This is a genomic window from uncultured Algibacter sp., from assembly GCF_947495925.1.
In the GTDB taxonomy this organism is placed as follows: domain Bacteria; phylum Bacteroidota; class Bacteroidia; order Flavobacteriales; family Flavobacteriaceae; genus Algibacter_E.
In genome coordinates this window covers 342,043-361,253 of sequence record NZ_CANMAU010000005.1, presented here as the reverse complement: position 1 = coordinate 361,253, position 19,211 = coordinate 342,043, and the positions used below count along the sequence as shown (strand labels likewise).

The following is a 19,211-nucleotide window of genomic DNA, read 5'->3' as shown; positions in this document are numbered from 1 at the left end:
TTTAAATTAATCGAGATTATTGATGTAATAATCTTTGTATTTGTCGGCATCAAAAGTAAATAAAGTTTTAGGTAACGGTTGGTTTGTTTCAAAAGAATTAACAGTTAATGTTGTTTTCGTACCATTTTTACCAACCTGTATTAAATTATAAATATGTTTTGTCTGTGCATCAATACCTAATAATATGTTTTCTATTTCAGAATCCGAATCAATGGGCGTGAGTTTTACATATTGAATTTTTCTTCCGTTAACATCTTGCTTAATATCAAGCATATATGTGTATCCGTCTTCATAAAAAGATAACATTTTACTTGGGGTTATCCTGTTGCTGTCTTCGTCTATATTTGAAGTAATACTAACTTCTTCATCTTCTGTACTGATGCTATAAAGTGATTTGCCATCAAACAATCTCGTTACTCCTAAAATGTTTAGTCTGTATTTGTCACCTTGCATTACCACATCTCCTTTTGTTTCTTGTTTAATGTTTTCTGAAATATTTTCAAGAGTGTATTTAAAGTCTAATGCAATATTATTATAACTTCTAACTTTTTCTGAAACTTCGTTTAAAAGGGTTTTAGCTTTGTCTTGCGCGAAGTTGATTGCGGAGCACGTGATTAATAATATGGTAAGTACTTTTTTCATATTTTTAAAATTATATTTCATTTTCTAAATGCTGATCTAAAGCTAATAAATCTGGAATTAAAACCTGTCTGGCTTTACTACCTTCAAACGGTCCAACAATTCCTGCAGCTTCTAATTGGTCTATTAACCTCCCAGCTCGATTGTATCCTAATTTTAGTTTTCGTTGTAATAAAGATGCAGACCCTTGCTGCGCTGTTACTATAACAATGGCGGCATCTTTAAAAAGTTTATCTCGATCTGAAATGTCTATATCAAGACTTGTGCCACTCTCTTCACCGACATACTCAGGTAACAAATAAGCGTCTGGGTAAGCTTTTTGAGAACCAATGTAATCTGTTATTTTTTCAACTTCAGGTGTGTCTACAAATGCGCATTGCACACGAATTAAATCATTACCTTGCGTATACAGCATATCTCCACGACCGATTAGTTGATCTGCTCCAGAACCATCTAAAATGGTACGGGAATCTATCTTGGAAGTTACCCTAAAAGCTATTCTGGCCGGAAAGTTTGCTTTTATAATACCAGTGATTACGTTAACCGATGGTCGTTGGGTAGCAATGATCAGATGTATACCTATAGCTCGTGCTAACTGCGCTAAACGCGCAATTGGAGTTTCTACTTCCTTTCCTGCAGTCATAATTAAATCAGCAAACTCATCAACAACTAAAACAATATAAGGTAAAAACTGGTGACCATCATTTGGGTTTAGCTTTCTAGCTTTAAACTTCGAATTATACTCAGCTATGTTTCTACAGAAAGCATTTTTTAAAAGCTCATAACGGTTATCCATTTCAATACAAAGCGAATTTAAAGTATTGATAACCTTTGTGTTGTCCGTTATTATGGCATCCTCGCTATCTGGAAGTTTTGCTAAATAATGGCGTTCAATCTTATTAAATAGAGTTAACTCAACTTTTTTAGGATCAACTAAAATAAACTTAACTTCTGCTGGATGCTTTTTGTATAACAAAGAGGTTAATACGGCGTTTAAACCAACCGATTTACCTTGGCCAGTAGCTCCTGCCATAAGCAAGTGTGGCATTTTTGCAAGGTCGACAACAAAAGTTTCATTGCTAATAGTTTTTCCTAAAGCAATAGGTAATTGCATTTCAGAGGTTTGGAACTTCTTAGAGGCAATCACAGATCGCATAGAAACGATAGTAGAATTCTTATTAGGAACCTCAATACCTATAGTTCCCTTCCCTGGAATTGGAGCAATTATACGTATGCCTAAGGCAGATAATGATAAAGCAATATCATCTTCTAAGTTTTTAATTTTTGAAATTCTAATACCCGCTTCTGGTACAATTTCATATAAAGTAACTGTGGGACCAATAGTGGCTTTTATGCTCGAAATACCTATTTTGTAATTACTAAGGGTATCAACAATTCTATTTTTGTTTTCCTCAAGCTCTTCTTGATTAATTTTAATCCCTTCGGTATTGTATTTTTTTAATAAATCTAGAGTTGGAAATTGATATTTTGCAAGTTCAAGAGTTGGGTCAAACTGTCCAAAGTCTTCAACCAATTTATTGGCTAGATTATTAGTTTCTGAAATCTCTTCCTTGACATCTTCTACTTTTATTTCTAATTCTGGTTCTTCTTCTTTAACTTCAGGTTCAGTAACTTTAACTTCTGTTAAAGACGGTTTTATGTCTAATTTTTTATCCTCTTTGTGTTCTGTTTTTTTATTCTCTAGAGGAATTTCATAAGCATATTTAATGGCTTCTGCTTCTTCCGATAAATTGTTATCAAGTGGTACAATAAGCTCTTCTTTTAAATCTGAAAGCTCATTTTTAAGATCCTTTTTTGTAGATTTAAAAACACGTTGAATACTTTCGAAAGTAACTTTAAATCGTATGGCTAGGTAAGTAATAAGGCCAAATAATAATAAAAGAGCCGTTCCTATTTTACCTATATAATCTTGTAAGTATGTGTTAATTTCAAAACCAATAGTACCCCCAAGAATGGCATTGTAATTTCCTAAAAAGCCTAATAAAATAGATAGCCAAATAATAATTAAAATCCCCCAGAACCAGTGTTTAAAAAGTTTAAGCCGACTTAAGTTCATTAATACATATACCCCAGAAAGAAAAACGAGTCCTGAAAATATAAACGAAGAGACTCCAAACCCTCTTTGGATAAAAAAGTCACTTAACCAAGCTCCTGATTTACTTAACCAATTTTTAGTTTTTACATCTCTAGAACCAAATTCAGTCAAAGTACTTTGATCGGCTTCACCAGTAAACAAAAAGGAAATAAATGCTGTAAATAGAAGTAAACCAATAATAATCAAAAAACTGCCTAAAACAAGTTTTTGTTGACTTGATAGTTTAAAGCTAGGAGCCTTTATTTTTTTTCTAGGTGCTTTTTTTGTTTTGGGTTTACGCTTGGCCATTAAAGGTTTGTTGATTCAAATTAAGAAACAGAAAATATGTTCTTGATTGGATTGTTTTCACAATGCAACAAAAATACAAATTACTAACGTTTATCCTAAAAGTATTAGTATTTTAAAAAATCTTTGGGAGATATATTATAAGTCCAATGATTGAAGCAAATACAGAGGCTATAAAAACAGCCCCTGCAGCTATATCTTTGATTAAACCTATTTTGTTATGACGTTTTGGATGGATAAAATTGGCAATTTCTTCAATGGCGGTATTCATACCTTCCATACTCATTACCAAACCAATGGCTAAGAGTTGTAAAATCCATTCATTTGAAGAAATTTGGAAATAAAACCCTGCAGCAATTACAATCAGTGCAATAACAAATTGCACTTTAATGCTGGCCTCAGTTTTTAAAAGCAAAAGCGCACCTTTAAAGGCGTACCCTACACTTTTTAATCGGTTAACAAAAAAAGGTTCTTTTTTATGCATTGTAAAGCGCTTCTAAGGCAGCTTTATAATTTGGCTCTTCACCAGTTTCGGGAACTTGTTCTGTGTAGATTACTTTGCCTTGGGCATCTACAACAATAACGCTTCTTGAAAGCAAACCGCTAAAACCACCGGTTTCAAAAATTAAACCGTTGTTTTTTCCAAAATCACCAGTTTTAAAATCGGATAGCATGATAACATTATCTAAGCCTTCGGCAGCACAGAATTGATCTTGAGAAAAGGGCAGGTCTCTCGAAATACATAGTACTTTAGTGTTCTCTAATTCACTCGCTTCTGTATTAAACTGTCTTACCGATGCCGAACACACTCCAGTGTTTACACTAGGGAAAATATTTAAAAGCAATTTACCGCCTTCAAAATCTTTTAGTGTTTTGGTAGATAAGTCAATAGCAACCAATTCAAAGTTTTGTAATTCAGAGCCTATTTTAGGTAATTCTCCTGATGTTTTTACGGGTGTTCCTCCCAATGTGATATTAGCCATAGTATATTTTTTGAGATTTTAAAAGTAGCAATATTTATTTGATTCGAAAATAATTTAAGAATAGTTTGATTGTTTTTTTAACATTGGGCTTACTTCCTTTAAAGACTAAAAGATTGGTATATCCATTGGGATTAAAAAACAGATGTTATGCCTTTGATTTTAAGGCTAGTTAATCATCGAAAAGCAGCAATTGCTTTTTTGAATGCAATAAAAATGGACCAAGATTAGGATTTAAAGTTATCTAGGAAATAGCCCTTGCATGCCTAATAGACTGGATATAAATTCATTAGATATTTCGGAATCAAATAGTTTATCAATAATTTCTTGATTAACAGAGATTTAACTATTTTTAAGCATACAGTTCGCCCTTTCTTCTACTTTTTTGAGATTAATGTATACTGGTTTTCTTGACCTTATTGATTATGTTTTTGCATTATTAGTCGTGTATTTTAACCAACTATCAATAAATATTTTTTAAATTATGAAGACAAAATTAGTGTTAGTAATGCTTGCAATTGGTCTAACAGCTTGCCAGCGGCCAAAAGAACGTTACACGCAACAATCTCCTGAAATAGATGTTGTTAAAACGCTTATAAGCGAATATAACGCCAAGAATTACGATTTCAGTGCTATGGCTGATACTTGCAAAACCTACTTCAATTCAAAAACCAAAGCCATGTCTAATGACGAATTATTGGCATATCATAAAGGCAATGAAGCTAATTATTCAAGTCGTAAATTTTTAGATAAGGATCAGGAATATGAAATGGTTGTAACAGATGACGGTGAGACCTGGGTAAATTGTTGGCTAGATTGGCAATGTAAATTAAAAGGAAGTGAGCAGGTTGTGGATGTTCCTGTACATTTAACGTATCGATTTGCTGAAGGCAAGATTGTACGTCAAATAGGCATGTGGAATAGTTCTGAGGTTATTGCCGCTATGCAAAAAATGGCAAGTGTATCTTCTGGGGATTCCGCAAGCGCTAGAAGCGAAGACAGTGATAGAGCACAAGTGCAGCAAGTTTCTGAAATTAAGGAAATGCCTAAAGCAAGCATGTCTGATAGTGCCAAAAAAGACAAACAAGACTTGTCAGAAACTATTGGTGAGTTGCTTCGTAATCCTGATTTTGCAGTAGATGAAAATTCTAAAGGCCAAGTGAGATTAACGGTGAACTCTGCTAACCAAATTATTGTTTTAGGAATAGAAACTGAAAATGCAGATGTTAAAAAGTTTGTTCAAGATCGACTTAATTATCATCAACTTGATTTTGATTTTTCTGAAAAAATGAAAGTGTATACCATAGCTGTGAAAATACAGTCAAGTTAGTTTTATAGAGAATCCTTAGAATAGGTTATTATTATGGATATATAAGACCTATTAAAATTGAAATTAAAAAAGTGCTACTTTATAGGTAGCGCTTTTTTTTAGGTTTAGTAATAGTCTGTTTTTTTATTTCATAAATATTATCAATTGGCAAATAATGTTAAGAAATAGAGAATTGTTTATTTGTGACTATTAAATGATTAAATTTAGTTCATTAAGAAATTTAAAAACATTATAAGATATGGATGATAAACATAACGGCCAAAATGGCGATTTAAGTAAATGTCCTTTTTTTTCTGGCAAACAAAAGGAAACTGCAGGTAGTGGAACAAGAAATAGAGATTGGTGGCCCAATGAGCTTAAACTTAATATTTTAAGACAGCATGATAAAAGTTCTAATCCTATGGGGGAAGATTTTGATTATGCTCAGGCTTTTAATAGTATTGATTTTGATACGTTAAAGCAAGAAGTTATTGATTTAATGACCGATTCTCAAGATTGGTGGCCTGCTGATTATGGCCATTATGGACCGCTTATGATTCGTATGGCTTGGCACAGTGCCGGAACCTATCGGGTAGGAGATGGTAGAGGAGGAGCAAATACAGGGAATCAACGTTTTGCACCTCTTAATAGTTGGCCAGACAACGGAAATTTAGATAAGGCGCGTTTGCTGTTATGGCCTATTAAAAAGAAGTATGGTAAAAATTTGTCGTGGGCAGATTTAATGATACTGGCGGGTAATTGTGCCTTAGAGTCCATGGGATTTAAGACCTTTGGTTTTGCTGGAGGACGTGTGGATGTTTGGGAGCCTGAACAGGATGTATATTGGGGGTCTGAAACAGAATGGTTAGGAAATAAAGATCGATTTGAGGAAAAAGAATTAGAAGGACATTTGGGTGCGGCACATATGGGGCTCATCTATGTGAATCCTGAAGGTCCTAATGGATCATCCAATCCGCTTGGTTCAGCGCAACTCATGCGTGAAACGTTTGGCCGAATGGCAATGAACGATGAAGAGACAGTGGCATTAACGGCTGGCGGACATACTTTTGGGAAAGCCCATGGTGCGGCAAATCCTGATGAGTATGTGGGCGCAGAACCTCAGGGCGCTCCTATTGAAAACATGAGTACCGGATGGAAAAATAGTTATGGTTCTGGCGTATTAGATGATGCTATTACCAGTGGCTTAGAGGGGGCTTGGACGCCAAACCCAACAAATTGGGATCATGATTATTTCGATGTATTACTGAATTATGATTGGGAATTAACAACAAGTCCAGCAGGTGCCAGTCAATGGACACCCACGCAAGCTTCTCAAGCCAAAATGGCTCCTGCAGCTGGAGATGCTTCAAAACGACAAGCCTTAATGATGACCGACGCAGATATGGCTTTGAAATTAGACCCTGAATATTTAAAAATATCGAAGCATTTTCACGAGAATCCAAAAGCGCTTGAGGATGCATTTGCCAGAGCATGGTATAAATTAACGCATCGCGATATGGGACCTATTTCTAGGTATTTGGGACCAGAAGTTCCGGAAGAAGAATTATTATGGCAAGATCCTATTCCTGTTGGTGATGCTGCTTTATCTAACGCCGATATAGCTTCATTAAAAGGGATGATTTCAGCTTCAGAACTTAGTGTTTCTCAGTTAGTAAAAACAGCTTGGGCATCAGCATCAACATTTAGGGGATCTGATATGCGTGGTGGCGCAAATGGGGGTCGCATTCGCTTGGCGCCACAAAAAGATTGGGAAGTTAACAACCCGTCTGAGCTTGCTGTGGTCTTAGAAGTTTATGAAGGCATAAAGAAGGCATTTAGCGGGGAAGTATCTATAGCAGATTTGATTGTGTTAGGAGGATCTGTTGGTGTTGAACGGGCAGCGAAAAATGCCGGACATGCCATTGAAGTGCCATTTACCCCGGGAAGAGGAGACGCTTCACAGGAACAAACCGATATAGAATCTTTTGGTTATTTGGAGCCTATAGCAGATGGTTTTAGGAATTATATGAATGCTAATCTAAATGTGGCGGCAGAAGATGTATTGGTTGATAAGGCTAATTTAATGACGCTTTCTGTTCCAGAAATGACTGTTTTACTTGGTGGTCTGCGTGTTTTAGGGGCAAATTATGATGACTCTAATTATGGTGTATTTACACAAAACAAGGGGAGTTTAACAAACGACTTCTTTGTTAATATTCTTGATTTTACATATACTTGGAGTGCTACTTCAGATGATGATAGTTTGTTTGAAGGTCGTGATCGAAGAACGGGGGCATTAGCATTTACGGGAACACGTGCTGATCTTATTTTTGGTTCGAATTCAGAACTGAGAGCAGTAGCCGAAGTATATGCAGCAAACGACGGAAAAGATAAGTTTGTTAATGATTTTGTTGCGGCGTGGACTAAAGTTATGAATTTAGACCGTTTTGATTTAAAATAAATAGATTAATAAACAGGGGTGCATGTTTATTATATGCATCCCTGTTCTATTTAAATGACTTTATGAACGATAACGCTCTCTTTTTTAATACCATACAATCTGGAAGTCCAGAACAACTTAAAGCGCAACTAGATAAGACCCCAGGACTTATTAATGTTAAAGATACAAGGGGTTTTACCCCTTTAATTTTTGCTGCTTATTTTGATAAAGTAGCCATAGTCAAAATTTTAATAGCACAAAAGGCGCCTGTAGATGATGTAGATGCTATGGGTAATACAGCTTTAATAGGTGTGTCTTTTAAAGGGAATCTTCCAATTGCCAAATACTTGATAGAACATGGAGCCCAAATAAACGCACAAAACAATTTAGGATATACCCCCTTAATTTTTGCTTCCATGTATGACCAAACTGAAATGGTAGCCTTATTATTAAAACATGGTACAGATAAAACAGTGACCGACAAGTCCGGTAAAATAGCAGTGGACTATGCAAAAGATAAAGGATATCAAAAAATTATTGGTCTTTTAGAATAAAACGGCCTAGTCTATTTCCAAGTGTTTATTATCAGTGTAATAGAATCTATTTTGGAGAAAGTTATGGATAATAAAAGCAAAAAACCACTTTGCATACACAAAGTGGTTTTTTTTAAGATCCATTTTTCTTTTTCAATTATGTATCTATTGAGCCCATAACTCTGCCCATAAAACTATTTAAAGCTTCTTTTTTAGGCATACCATCTTTTGTCATTTTGTTGACTTCAATGGCGCCATACATATTCGAGATTAATTCGCCTATAACATCTAATTCTTCGTCTTTTAGTGAAGATACTTCTGTTAAGGCTTCTAAAGTCTCAATAGTTTCAACAACATAATCTTCGTCGTTGTCTTCAATAAATTGTGTTAAGTGCTTAATTACTGGTAACTTCATTTACTAAATCTTTTAAAACATCAAATTTATTAGTCTGAACTTGGTTCACAAAGGTCCCATTTTTAAAAGTAGCGAACGTTGGTAAATTATCAACAGTGGCTAATTTTCTACTTTCAGGAAACTTTTCCGCATCAGCGATAATAAAAGTCACATCTTCTAACTCAGAAGCCAACTTTTTAACTTTTGGTTTCATGATTCTACAGTTTCCACACCAAGTCGCTGAATATTGTACCACAACAGTATCGTTTTCAGAAACTAAGCTTTGTAAATTATCTTCGTTTAATTCTTTAACCATAATTTATGTTTTAAATTTATTACCACAAAAATGAAGCAACCTGAGTATGACGATTTGGTCGCTTCACTTTGCTGCAATAATGTTTAACTCTTTAGTTAGCATGAGCTGCTAAATACTCAGCAGTAGCTTTCGCATTGGCATTCATAGCACTTTTACCTTCTTCCCAATTTGCAGGACAAACTTCTCCTTTTTCCTGAACGTGTGTTAGCGCATCAACTAAGCGCAAATATTCTCCAACGTTTCTCCCTAATGGCATATTGTTAATGCTTTCGTGTTGTACTATACCATCTTCATCAATAATATAAGTTGCTCTATAAGTCACATTATCTCCTTCAACTTGCACGGTACCAGTCTCTTCATCAAAAGTTTCGTTTGTGATGTCTAGAATACCTAAAACACTAGATAAATTTCTGTTGCTATCTGCTAAAATAGGGTAGGTTACGCCTTCAATACCGCCATTGTCTTTTGCCGTGCTTAACCATGCAAAATGTACTTCAGGAGTATCGCAAGAAGCACCAATTACAATCGTGTTTCTTTTTTCGAATTCAGCTAAAGCTGATTGAAAAGCGTGTAATTCTGTAGGGCAAACAAAAGTGAAATCTTTTGGGTACCAAAACAATACAACTTTTTTCTTATTGTTAACCGCTTCCTCAAGAACGTTTACTTTAAAAGTATCCCCCATCTCATTCATTGCGTCAACGTTTAAATCTGGAAATTTTTTTCCTACTAATGTCATTTTTATATGTTTTAAATGTTAATAATTTTCAAAGTGCAAATATAGAACTAGGTGTTAGTTTTAGTGGAAATAGAAATTTTAATTTCTTATTAATCTATAGATTTTGCTTATTAAGATTTAAAGAATAAGAAATATGTAATTATTGGAGAATTCTTTATCAATACGTTAAAAATAATAGGTGATTTTTTTGATAAAAAAAACAGGCCTTAACGCGTAAACATAAAGACTTGTTATTATTATTACTAAGTTCTACCAGAACATCATGTTCAGGTTAGCTCCAAATGAATAAGAATTATAATTAGTAGTTTTATTTTTCTTTGGAAAATACGTTGGGTTATCAGCACATCAAGTTGATGATTTAAAACAAAAACCTAGTAACTAGCTACTCGGTTTTTGCTTCATACATACTGCTATTAATAAGGGTTTTTTATTTGTCTCTAGCTCCTTTTGTTACTTGTTCCATAACACGATCTAGACTAAAACTACCTGGTTTTTGACCAGGAGGGAACTCTTTAAAGCTTTGTAGCCAGTTGCCAACATAAATTCCTGCAGGAGCGAAAACAAACATATGTTCAAATTGCCATTTTCCATATCCAATCGTTTCATGATGTGCTCTTTCAAAAGGATCAGATCTTAAGTTTCCTACCATAGGCATGCGTAATTGTTCATAAGGCTGTTGCCAAACGTGCATGCCGTGGCCATTCTGTCCTAAAAAGGTAATTTTCCAGTTATTATATCTTAACGCAGCTACATTGCCATCATCTGTCCAGTATAAAATTCTTTACTTGGCCAGTTTTCTTTAGCTGTTAATGCAGGAATAAGGTTATAACCATCTAAGTGAACTTTATAATCTCTTCCCAAAGATTTCCCTTTTGTGCCTTTTTTAAGGTTTTCTTTTACATCTGTATCTCCAGCTGCCGCTAAGAACCTAGGAAACATATCTTCATGGGCGCCTATATCATTAATAATTGTACCGGGTTCAATCACACCTGGCCATCTGATAACTGTGGGCACACGGAAACCACCTTCCCACTGTGTGGCTTTTTCTCCAGCAAACATGGTTGTTCCTCCATCAGGCCAAGTAAATACTTTAGCACCATTATCTGTAGAATACATGACAATGGTATTGTCTGCAATACCTAATTCCTCTAGCTTGTCTAATAATTGCCCCACCATAGCATCATGTTCAACCATGCCATCTGCATATACGCCTAACCCTGTTTTTCCTTCAGACTCTGGCTTAAGGTAAGTCCATACGTGCATACGTGTTCTGTTCCACTACACAAAGAATGGTTTGTCATCTTTTACAGCATCAGCCATAAAGCGAAAAGCAGCATTAGTTACTTCAATGTCTGCTGTTTCCATTCTTTTCTTTGTCAATGGTCCTGTGTCTTCAATTCTACCATCGGCATAAGAATGTATAACACCTCTAGTCCCAAAGCGTTCTTTCATGGTACTACCATCTTCAAATTTGAAATCTGCAGGATAATCTGGTAATTCAGGTTCTTCCTCCGCATTTAAATGGTAAAGGTTTCCAAAAAATTCATCGAAGCCGTGGTTAGTTGGTAGCATTTCATCTCTATCACCTAAGTGATTTTCCCCAAACTGCCCTGTAGTATAGCCATGATCTTTAAGCATGGCAGCAATAGTAGGGTCTTCTATTTTCATACCTTCAGGAGCACTAGGTAAACCTACTTTTGTTAAGCCTGTTCTAATGGGGGATTGCCCTGTAATAAAAGCGGCACGTCCTGCGGTACAACTTTTTTGTCCATACCAGTCTTTAAATGTGGCGCCTTCCTTTCCTATGCGGTCAATATTAGGGGTTTTATAGCCCATCATACCGGTATTGTAGGCACTTACATTAAACTGCCTAATGTCGTCACCCCAAACCACAAGTATATTGGGTTTTTCTCCTTTTTTTTGTGCCTAGGTACCAGCGATAATCAATAAAATCATCGCAACAGATAGTCTTGTTTTTTTCATAAATCTAAAATGTTAAGGTTATTCTTGTTTACAAGATAATTAATTAAGCTATTAGTTTTTTAGTCTCTATTTATTTAGCTGGTTTATCCACCGTTTTTCAACAAGTGCTTTAATAATTTCTTGTGAGGGTCTTCCAGTTTCTAACAAACCATGTTTCTGTTCATATAAGCGTATTCTATTTTGACCTTAGCTGTTTGATTTTTATTCTGAAAGCGGCAAACAAAAGCGTTGTAAATGGACTTAACCAATTAAAAACAGCAAAGAAAAAATAATCTGCAACGGGTACACCCAAAACGCCTGACTGATAAGCGCCACAGGTATTCCAAGGCACAAGGACTGATGTTACTGTTCCAGAATCTTCAAGTGTTCTACTTAAATTTTCAGGAGCGAGGTTTTTGTCTTCATAAGCTTTTTTAAACATTTTGCCCGGAACGACTAAAGCTAAATATTGGTCTGACGCGGTTACATTTAAAGCCAAACAACTGGCTACCGTACTTGCAAACAGCCCAAATGTTGTTGAAGCTAAACTCAATAAGGCTTGACTAATTCTGGCTAGTGCTCCTATAGCATCCATTACACCACCAAAAACCATGGCACAGATTATTAACCAGATCGTTTTTAGCATGCCTTTCATACCTCCTGAAGAAAACAAATCATTAAGCTCTTCGCTTGAGGTTTGCACTGAAGTATCGATTGTAATAGCATTCATAACACCTTTATATGCTGAATGAAAAGAAAATGAGTCAGCCTCGGCAACCGTTACCACAATATTGGGTTGTGCAATTATTGCAGCGATACCTCCTAAAATTGTACCTATAAGAAGAGCTACTAAAGGAGGCGTTTTTTTTACTATTAAAAAAATCAACACAATAGGAACTAAAAAAAGCCAAGGAGTAATATTAAAGCCTTCTCTTATGGCTGAAAGTTTATCCGAAATATTAGGCGTTCCTGAAATGTCAATATTGAAACCTATTATTATAAATACCAATATTGTAGCTACAATTGTAGGTACAGTTGTAAGCGACATATATTTAATATGAGAAAACAATTCGCCTCCAGCCATTGCAGGTGCTAAATTTGTTGTATCACTTAGTGGCGACATTTTATCTCCAAAATATGCGCCTGAAAGTACCGCGCCGGCTGTCATACCTAATGAAATTCCAAGAGTTTCTCCAATACCAATTAGGGCTATACCTACAGTTGCCGAAGTAGTCCATGAACTACCTGTGGCTATCGATATAATGGCGCATATAACAACACAAGCCGCTAAAAATATTGTTGGATTTAATAATTGTAGTCCATAATAAATCATAGAAGGAATAATGCCACTTATTAGCCAAGTACCTGCCAATGCTCCAACCATTAATAGAATTAAAATAGCGCCAGCTGCAGATTTAATATTTTCAGCAACTTCATCAAGCATTTGCTTGTAAGATACTTTATTGTAAAAACCAACTATAGCAGCAACGGCCGCACCTAATAGCAAAATAAACTGATTACTACCATTTAATGCATCGTCTCCATAAACAAAAAACACATTGAAAAACAACATGATAACTAGAGCGAAAACAGGAATTAAAGCTTCCCAAATATTAAGTTCTTTATTTTCAATAATATTTTCGTCCCGTGGTTCTTTTGGTACAATGTTTTGGCTATCCATAAGGCTTTTTGAATTTCACTTGTAATGTTACGATTTTCAATAATGCTATGCAAATGCGAATAGTTCAGTATTTTAGCCATTAGCTATAAAAAAGACTATGGATTCATTAACCCAAATTGTGTTAGGAGCGGCTTGTGGAGAAGCTGTTTTAGGAAAAAAAAATGGAAATAAGGCTTTACTGTTTGGTGCCATTGGTGGAACCATACCAGACTTAGATGTTTATGTAGGTAGTTTGTTATTTGGGAATGAAATAGATGCTATGCTTTTTCATCGTGGATTTATGCACTCGATATTTTTTTCGATTATTGCAGCTTTATTATTGGGTTGGCTGGTATGTAAATTATACAATACTGGAAATCGGCAGGGTACCACTACGAGAAATGATTGGATAAGTTTGTTTTTTTGGTCGCTTTTTACACATCCCATATTAGATTGTTTTACACCTTACGGCACACAACTCTTTGCTCCAATAAGTAATTACAGAGTGGCTTTTAATAATATAGCGGTTGTCGATCCAATATATACCTTGCCTTTTTTAATTTGTGTAATAGTGCTTATGTTTTTTAAACGCGCATCGAGCAAAAGAAGACTCTGGTTAAAGTTAGGATTAGGTATGAGTTCTGCTTATATGCTATTTTCTATTGGAAACAAATTATATATTGATTCGGTTTTTAGAAAATCGGCGGAAGAAAGTCATATTGATTATATAAGATTTAGTACTCAGCCAGCCATTTTTAATAATGTGTTATGGTATGGTATAGCTGAAACTGCTGATACTTATTATGTGGCAGACTATTCATTATTCGATACTAAAAATAGGTTTTTAAAATTCACCGAAGTCCCCAAAAAGCGTGATTTAAAACCATCTGAATATGACGATATAGCAAGTCTTGCTTGGTTTAGTAATAATTTCTACAGTGTTTATAAAATAAGTGAATTAGAATACCGCTATAATGATTTGCGTTATCCGCTTCTTGATTTAAACGATCCTGATTCATCTGTATTTAGTTTGTTGCTATATAAGGATAAGAATCGACTAAATATGAAACCGTTTGAACCTAAATTTGACAGCCTAGGTAATGCGCTAGCTTCACTTTGGAAACGCGTTAAAGGCATCTAATTTTATGAATATTCACCATACACGCTTTATGCTTTGGCTAGTTTAAATATTTAGTATGTAATAAGCGAGTGGTTCTATTATACGCTTATTTAAAGTTTCGCAAGCTTGGTATGGTTTATATGAGGCAAAATGTTTAGAGTTTCCATGCACGTTCGCATGGTATTGTATGTGCGTTCAATATTGGCATCTAAACCAATAGAAAAACGAATTAAACCATCTGTTAACCCCATGTCCTTTTGTTCTTCTTCAGGAATTTCAGAAGATGTTGAACTTCCTGGGGCGCTAAATAAAGTTTTGTAAAAACCTAAGCTTACGGCTAGATACCCTAAATTTTCATCTTGCATCATTTCCATAAGTTCATTAGCCTTGTCTAGAGAACCTACATCTATAGTGAGCATGCCACCAAAGCCATAGGCTTCGTTCATCATATTTTTGAATAAGAGATGTGATGGATGTGATTCGAGTCCGGGATAAACTGTTTTTAAGCCATCCGCTTCAAATTTCTGAGCTAAATACATGGCGTTTTTACTGTGCTGTTGCATTCTTATATGCAGTGTTCTAAGGTTTTTTAAAACAGAAGCTGCTCTTAAACTGTCCATGGTCGATCCTAAAAGCATAGAGGCGCCATCATTTACATTGCGTAATTGGTCTATAAATTCCTGTGTACTACAAACCACACCACCTACAGTATCACTTGACCCATTAATGAATTTGGTTAAACTATGTATTATTACGTCTGCACCTAATTCAGCTGGAGAAATGGATAGTGGGGAAAATGTGTTATCAACAACCAGCTTTAAATTATATTTTGTAGCAAGTTTAGCTAAACCTTGTATATCAGCAACTTCCAATAGGGGATTACTCACTGATTCGCAATATATCATTTTGGTATTATCATTAATCAATGCTTCAACCAAATCAAGTTTCGTTATATCAACAAAACTTGTAGAAATATTGAATTTTGGTGTGAAATTTTTCAAAAAGGCATAAGTGCCACCGTAAATTGTTCTACTAGATACTATATGATCTCCAGCACCACACAATTGCATAATCACAGGGGTAATGGCTCCCATTCCTGAGGCTGATACGTTTGCTGTTTCCGTACCTTCCATGGCGGCAAGAGCTTCACCGAGATATAAGTTGGAAGGCGAAGAATGTCTCGAGTATAAATAGCACCCATCAGCGTTTCCTTCAAAAGTATCAAACATGGTTTTAGCCGATAGGAATGTGTATGTTGATGAATCTGAAATTGATGGGTTTACACCTCCAAATTCTCCAAAGTATTGTAAATCTTGTATGTTATTTGCGGGTTTAAATGCCATAGTCATGAGGTTTTAGAGTTATACAAATTTCTTAAATAATTGAATTTTAATCAATGTTTGTTTGTTAAATAAGAAAATAAATCTAAAATTATATTTATTATTAGATTATATGTTGTATTTTTAAGCAAATAGACTTCTTTTTCCGAATAAGATTCACCTATGATTTTTGATACAACTGATAAAAAACTATTAGAATATTTACAACAAGACAGTAAGCAAACTAATAAAGAACTGTCTAATAAATTAGGATTATCTGTCACCGCTGTTTTTGAGCGTATAAAAAAGCTTGAAAAAGAAGGGTTTATATTGGGGTATCATGCTGTTGTAAACAAAAAAAGAGTAGATAGGGATTTTGTAGTATTTTGCCATATAAAACTGGTACAACATAGTCAAGAATTTGTGATTCGTTTTGAAAGAGAAGTAAAAAGGCTTACCGAAGTTTTAGAGTGCTATCATTTAAGCGGGGATTACGACTATTTATTAAAAGTAATCGTGGCAGACATGACTGAATTCAGAGCTTTTATGGTAGAAAAATTAACAACAATTAATCATATAGGAAGTACGCATAGTATGTTCGTTATAAATGAGGTTAAACATACATCTGTAATTAGTTTTTAAGTGAAGAGTAAGCGGTATAAATATTTAGAACTTCTAATTATATTCATAGTTATACCAATTAGTTTTGTTTTAGATTTTTCTCCATTCATAAAGTTTGGCATGGGCCTAACGGGGTTTGTTTATGTTCTTTTCGTTTTATTACGAGTCGAAAAACAAAAATGTATGATTACCAAGGGAATCGATTGGTCGCTTTTTGTCAAAAATACGGTGATGAAGTTGTTGTTGATTATGTTGCTAACTACAGCTTTAGTTTGGTTCACAAATAAAGAACTTTTGTTTTCTGTTGTTTTAAATAAACCGCAGTTATGGGTTTTTATATTATTCATTTACTCCTTTTTTTCAGTATATCCACAAGAGTTAATTTACAGAACGTTCTTTTTTAATAGATATGAGGCGTTATTTAAGAATTCGGGGATGTTTATTGTATTAAATGCTGTACTATTTGCTTTGGCACATGTGTTATTTAAAAATGCTTTAGTTCTTATAATTACGTTCTTAGGAGGACTGCTGTTTGCGTTTTCCTATACTAAAACAAAATCTACGCTGCTTGTTTCTATTGAACATGCCTTGTACGGCTGCTGGTTATTTACAGTGGGGATGGGTGGTATGTTAGGATTTCCTTCTTAAGCCTATAATAAAATCTTACAATAGAAAACTTTTCCTATTTTAGGGGTATATTAATCAAACGACTTTAATAATGAAGAAATTAATGTACATCGCCTTAGGAATTATCATTGGCGTCCTATTGACCTATTATTTTTATCCGCCTTTAGATAATTCGGGTGAAACGGAAACGGTAGAAAATAAAATTGTAAAACCAGATGGAGTTATTACGGTAGAAGAAGCTATCGAATTAAACAATAATTGGACTAAATTTAGAAAGCCAGCTGTTGATTCTGCTGCAGCAAGGCAGGGAAGAGAAATAGATAAACGTTCTGTAGGCTGGTCTGTCGAAGATGTTCGTAACTATTTAGATTGGGCAGAGGTTGAATCTGAAAACTTAGGCTATAGCATGGATAGCATTCGTGTTTATTTAGGTGTTTATGGTAATAGAGAAGGTAAGGAGAATGACGGTTTTACTACCATGTTTATGGCACCAATTGGATTAAAGCTAAATGCAGAGGCCGGATTGTCTTCTTCTAGTTTTATTCAAAGTGGTGTAGGGCCGTTGAATAACGGGTCGGGAGGAAACCAATATTAGTGTAAAGTAAATTTTTAAATATAATAAACAGATTACCCTTTTATTAGCTGTCTAAACAATATTTTAATGATTTCCGAATGAACGATATTTTATTAAAAAATTATTCTTTTATTGTTCATTCGGTTGAGTTTTTAGCGGCAATTACGGGATTGTTTGTTTATAAAAAATATAAGTATTCAAATGCTAAATACTTTATTTGGTTTTTGTGGTATTTAAGTATTTGTGATACTTTAGGCGTCTATTCCAAGTACGTAAAGCCTGATCAATTTTTGAATTTCTTGATAGGTACTTTGTTTCAAAAAAATTATTGGTGGGCTACTCTTTTTTGGGGAATAGGCGCTATTTTATTTTATAGCTTCTATTATTACAAAATACTAAAAAATAAAAGTTCTAAAAGGTTTTTAAAGCTAATGGCTGTCTGTTTTTTTATATTTTCAGCCACCTATATCATTTTTAATATTGATGAATACTTCGTTAGATATTTGGTTCCTATTGATATTTTTGGGGCTTTAATCATATTTAGCTGCACACTACTATATTTTATAGAAACTCTTAATAGCGATAAAATTCTTACTTTTTATAGATCTCTAAATTTTTATATTAGCATAGCTGTTTTTATTTGGTGGTTGATTATTACGCCTCTAGTTTTCTATGATATTTATAACTCGCAAAGAGATTGGAATTTTATATTTTTAAAATGGCAAATTTATTTATTTGCAAATACCTTTATGTATTCAACCTTTACTTTTGCTTTAATATGGTGCAAACCGGAGAACGATTAGCGAGTACTGCTGCAGAACGTTATTTATTAGTGTATATGATAGCTGTTTTAGTTATTGTAACAGCCTTAGTAATTGTATTTTTTGTCGTGTTTTTAAAACGAAAAAATAAACTACTTCAGGATAAAATGGAGCAGCAGCAAGCGTTTGAATCAGAGATAGCAAAGGCACAGACGGAAAGCCAAGAACAGACTTTAAAAAATATTGGTTGGGAACTTCATGATAATATTGGACAGTTATTATCTTTTGCTAGCATGCAGTTAAGTATATTAAAAATGCAGGTTGATGATGAGGTTAAAGACAAATTTAAAGATACATCTGAAGCTTTAAGGGAAGGTTTGGCTGAGGTTAGGGCATTATCAAAATCTTTGAATAACGAAGTAGTGCTTAATTTAGGTTTTGAGAAATCTATAATTAATGAACTAAATCGTCTAAAAAAGATGAAGTTTGATTCAGCAGAACTCAAGATATTGGGAGATGAGGTTCCTTTTAAAGATAGAAAGCATGAAATAATTATTTTTAGAATTATTCAGGAGTTTCTTTCAAATTCCGTCAAGTATTCTGAAGCAAAAAACTTTAATTTGACTATAGATTATAAGCCCGAGGAAATTATTATTATAGCTTCTGATGATGGAAAGGGTTTTAATATTAGTGATATTGAAAAGGGTTCAGGTTTAATAAATATGAAGAGTAGAGCTGCTTTAATTGGAGCAGGTTTAGATTTGACCTCTGAAGTAAATAAAGGAGTAAGGTTAAAATTGAATTACTCAATATCCTAAA

At 34.4% G+C, this 19,211-nt stretch carries 18 protein-coding genes and 1 pseudogene; 8 read left to right on the top strand and 11 right to left on the bottom strand.

Annotated features, from left to right (window positions below):
- Nucleotides 1-6: 6 nt before the first annotated feature.
- The 4 genes from Q0857_RS12575 to tpx all read right to left on the bottom strand — a co-directional run bounded on the left by Q0857_RS12575 (nt 7) and on the right by tpx (nt 4,023).
- Nucleotides 7-642 carry an outer membrane lipoprotein carrier protein LolA gene (locus tag Q0857_RS12575; RefSeq protein WP_298535799.1) on the bottom strand — a complete coding sequence of 212 codons (636 nt, stop codon included), beginning with the start codon at nt 640-642 and terminating at the stop codon, nt 7-9.
- 10 nt (nt 643-652) lie between these two features.
- Nucleotides 653-3,043, bottom strand: a complete 2,391-nt coding sequence (locus Q0857_RS12570) for a DNA translocase FtsK (RefSeq protein ID WP_298535797.1) — start codon at nt 3,041-3,043, stop codon at nt 653-655.
- A 112-nt stretch (nt 3,044-3,155) separates the two neighbouring features.
- Nucleotides 3,156-3,524: a diacylglycerol kinase family protein gene (locus tag Q0857_RS12565; RefSeq protein ID WP_298535795.1), complete on the bottom strand. Its 369-nt coding sequence runs from the start codon at nt 3,522-3,524 to the stop codon at nt 3,156-3,158.
- On the bottom strand, nt 3,517-4,023 hold the full coding sequence (gene tpx, locus Q0857_RS12560) for a thiol peroxidase (protein ID WP_298535793.1): 507 nt from the start codon (nt 4,021-4,023) through the stop codon (nt 3,517-3,519). Before tpx ends, Q0857_RS12565 begins: the two co-directional genes overlap by 8 nt.
- Nucleotides 4,024-4,504: 481 nt before the next feature.
- Between tpx and Q0857_RS12555 the strand changes: the two genes are divergently transcribed.
- From Q0857_RS12555 to Q0857_RS12545, 3 genes are all read left to right on the top strand, one after another.
- Complete coding sequence (locus Q0857_RS12555) at nt 4,505-5,350, top strand: hypothetical protein (protein ID WP_298535791.1); 846 nt, start codon at nt 4,505-4,507, stop codon at nt 5,348-5,350.
- 238 nt (nt 5,351-5,588) lie between these two features.
- Nucleotides 5,589-7,790, top strand: coding sequence for a catalase/peroxidase HPI (katG, locus tag Q0857_RS12550; protein ID WP_298535789.1), 2,202 nt, complete (start codon nt 5,589-5,591; stop codon nt 7,788-7,790).
- A gap of 62 nt (nt 7,791-7,852) precedes the next feature.
- Nucleotides 7,853-8,323: an ankyrin repeat domain-containing protein gene (locus Q0857_RS12545; protein ID WP_298535787.1), complete on the top strand. Its 471-nt coding sequence runs from the start codon at nt 7,853-7,855 to the stop codon at nt 8,321-8,323.
- A gap of 136 nt (nt 8,324-8,459) precedes the next feature.
- On the opposite strand, the gene Q0857_RS12540 is transcribed toward Q0857_RS12545, so the two are convergent.
- From Q0857_RS12540 to nhaC, 6 genes and pseudogenes are all read right to left on the bottom strand, one after another.
- The gene (locus Q0857_RS12540) at nt 8,460-8,717 is read right to left on the bottom strand and encodes a hypothetical protein (RefSeq protein WP_298535785.1); all 258 of its coding nucleotides are present in this window, start codon (nt 8,715-8,717) and stop codon (nt 8,460-8,462) included.
- Nucleotides 8,698-9,012, bottom strand: a complete 315-nt coding sequence (locus Q0857_RS12535) for a co-chaperone YbbN (RefSeq protein ID WP_298535783.1) — start codon at nt 9,010-9,012, stop codon at nt 8,698-8,700. The genes Q0857_RS12540 and Q0857_RS12535 overlap by 20 nt, the downstream gene beginning before the upstream one ends.
- A 91-nt stretch (nt 9,013-9,103) precedes the next feature.
- Nucleotides 9,104-9,748: a peroxiredoxin gene (locus Q0857_RS12530; protein WP_298535781.1), complete on the bottom strand. Its 645-nt coding sequence runs from the start codon at nt 9,746-9,748 to the stop codon at nt 9,104-9,106.
- 427 nt (nt 9,749-10,175) lie between these two features.
- Nucleotides 10,176-10,439: a hypothetical protein gene (locus Q0857_RS12525; RefSeq protein ID WP_298535778.1), complete on the bottom strand. Its 264-nt coding sequence runs from the start codon at nt 10,437-10,439 to the stop codon at nt 10,176-10,178.
- Between the two features lie 56 nt (nt 10,440-10,495).
- A pseudogene (locus Q0857_RS12520) lies at nt 10,496-11,641 on the bottom strand (sulfatase-like hydrolase/transferase).
- A 265-nt stretch (nt 11,642-11,906) separates the two neighbouring features.
- Nucleotides 11,907-13,391, bottom strand: coding sequence for a Na+/H+ antiporter NhaC (gene nhaC, locus Q0857_RS12515; protein ID WP_298535776.1), 1,485 nt, complete (start codon nt 13,389-13,391; stop codon nt 11,907-11,909).
- Nucleotides 13,392-13,488: 97 nt separating this feature from the next.
- Between nhaC and Q0857_RS12510 the strand changes: the two genes are divergently transcribed.
- The gene (locus tag Q0857_RS12510; RefSeq protein ID WP_298535774.1) at nt 13,489-14,511 is read left to right on the top strand and encodes a metal-dependent hydrolase; all 1,023 of its coding nucleotides are present in this window, start codon (nt 13,489-13,491) and stop codon (nt 14,509-14,511) included.
- 89 nt (nt 14,512-14,600) lie between these two features.
- Here the strand turns inward: Q0857_RS12510 and Q0857_RS12505 are convergent, their stop codons facing one another.
- Complete coding sequence (locus tag Q0857_RS12505) at nt 14,601-15,833, bottom strand: aminotransferase class I/II-fold pyridoxal phosphate-dependent enzyme (RefSeq protein WP_298535772.1); 1,233 nt, start codon at nt 15,831-15,833, stop codon at nt 14,601-14,603.
- 159 nt (nt 15,834-15,992) lie between these two features.
- Between Q0857_RS12505 and Q0857_RS12500 the strand changes: the two genes are divergently transcribed.
- The 4 genes from Q0857_RS12500 to Q0857_RS12485 all read left to right on the top strand — a co-directional run bounded on the left by Q0857_RS12500 (nt 15,993) and on the right by Q0857_RS12485 (nt 19,210).
- Complete coding sequence (locus tag Q0857_RS12500; RefSeq protein WP_298535770.1) at nt 15,993-16,451, top strand: Lrp/AsnC family transcriptional regulator; 459 nt, start codon at nt 15,993-15,995, stop codon at nt 16,449-16,451.
- 162 nt (nt 16,452-16,613) lie between these two features.
- Entirely contained in the window at nt 16,614-17,078 is a 465-nt protein-coding gene (locus Q0857_RS12495) for a CPBP family intramembrane glutamic endopeptidase (protein ID WP_298535768.1), read from the top strand.
- 70 nt (nt 17,079-17,148) lie between these two features.
- Complete coding sequence (locus Q0857_RS12490) at nt 17,149-17,652, top strand: hypothetical protein (protein WP_298535765.1); 504 nt, start codon at nt 17,149-17,151, stop codon at nt 17,650-17,652.
- Nucleotides 17,653-18,349: 697 nt separating this feature from the next.
- Entirely contained in the window at nt 18,350-19,210 is an 861-nt protein-coding gene (locus Q0857_RS12485) for a histidine kinase (protein WP_298535763.1), read from the top strand.
- Nucleotide 19,211: the final 1 nt, after the last annotated feature.

Excerpts from the sequence above, each read along its gene's own strand:
- Q0857_RS12490 (WP_298535765.1), top strand. The coding sequence starts at position 17,149 with ATGAAGAAATTAATGTACATCGCCTTAGGAATTATCATTGGCGTCCTA.
- Q0857_RS12570 (WP_298535797.1), bottom strand. The coding sequence starts at position 3,043 with ATGGCCAAGCGTAAACCCAAAACAAAAAAAGCACCTAGAAAAAAAATA.
- Q0857_RS12575 (WP_298535799.1), bottom strand. The coding sequence starts at position 642 with ATGAAAAAAGTACTTACCATATTATTAATCACGTGCTCCGCAATCAAC.
- katG (WP_298535789.1), top strand. The coding sequence starts at position 5,589 with ATGGATGATAAACATAACGGCCAAAATGGCGATTTAAGTAAATGTCCT.
- Q0857_RS12540 (WP_298535785.1), bottom strand. The coding sequence starts at position 8,717 with ATGAAGTTACCAGTAATTAAGCACTTAACACAATTTATTGAAGACAAC.
- Q0857_RS12485 (WP_298535763.1), top strand. The coding sequence starts at position 18,350 with ATGGCAAATTTATTTATTTGCAAATACCTTTATGTATTCAACCTTTAC.
- Q0857_RS12495 (WP_298535768.1), top strand. The coding sequence starts at position 16,614 with ATGATTACCAAGGGAATCGATTGGTCGCTTTTTGTCAAAAATACGGTG.
- Q0857_RS12545 (WP_298535787.1), top strand. The coding sequence starts at position 7,853 with ATGAACGATAACGCTCTCTTTTTTAATACCATACAATCTGGAAGTCCA.
- Q0857_RS12525 (WP_298535778.1), bottom strand. The coding sequence starts at position 10,439 with ATGCACGTTTGGCAACAGCCTTATGAACAATTACGCATGCCTATGGTA.
- Q0857_RS12505 (WP_298535772.1), bottom strand. The coding sequence starts at position 15,833 with ATGGCATTTAAACCCGCAAATAACATACAAGATTTACAATACTTTGGA.
- Q0857_RS12535 (WP_298535783.1), bottom strand. The coding sequence starts at position 9,012 with ATGGTTAAAGAATTAAACGAAGATAATTTACAAAGCTTAGTTTCTGAA.
- nhaC (WP_298535776.1), bottom strand. The coding sequence starts at position 13,391 with ATGGATAGCCAAAACATTGTACCAAAAGAACCACGGGACGAAAATATT.
- tpx (WP_298535793.1), bottom strand. The coding sequence starts at position 4,023 with ATGGCTAATATCACATTGGGAGGAACACCCGTAAAAACATCAGGAGAA.
- Q0857_RS12565 (WP_298535795.1), bottom strand. The coding sequence starts at position 3,524 with ATGCATAAAAAAGAACCTTTTTTTGTTAACCGATTAAAAAGTGTAGGG.
- Q0857_RS12530 (WP_298535781.1), bottom strand. The coding sequence starts at position 9,748 with ATGACATTAGTAGGAAAAAAATTTCCAGATTTAAACGTTGACGCAATG.
- Q0857_RS12510 (WP_298535774.1), top strand. The coding sequence starts at position 13,489 with ATGGATTCATTAACCCAAATTGTGTTAGGAGCGGCTTGTGGAGAAGCT.
- Q0857_RS12500 (WP_298535770.1), top strand. The coding sequence starts at position 15,993 with ATGATTTTTGATACAACTGATAAAAAACTATTAGAATATTTACAACAA.
- Q0857_RS12555 (WP_298535791.1), top strand. The coding sequence starts at position 4,505 with ATGAAGACAAAATTAGTGTTAGTAATGCTTGCAATTGGTCTAACAGCT.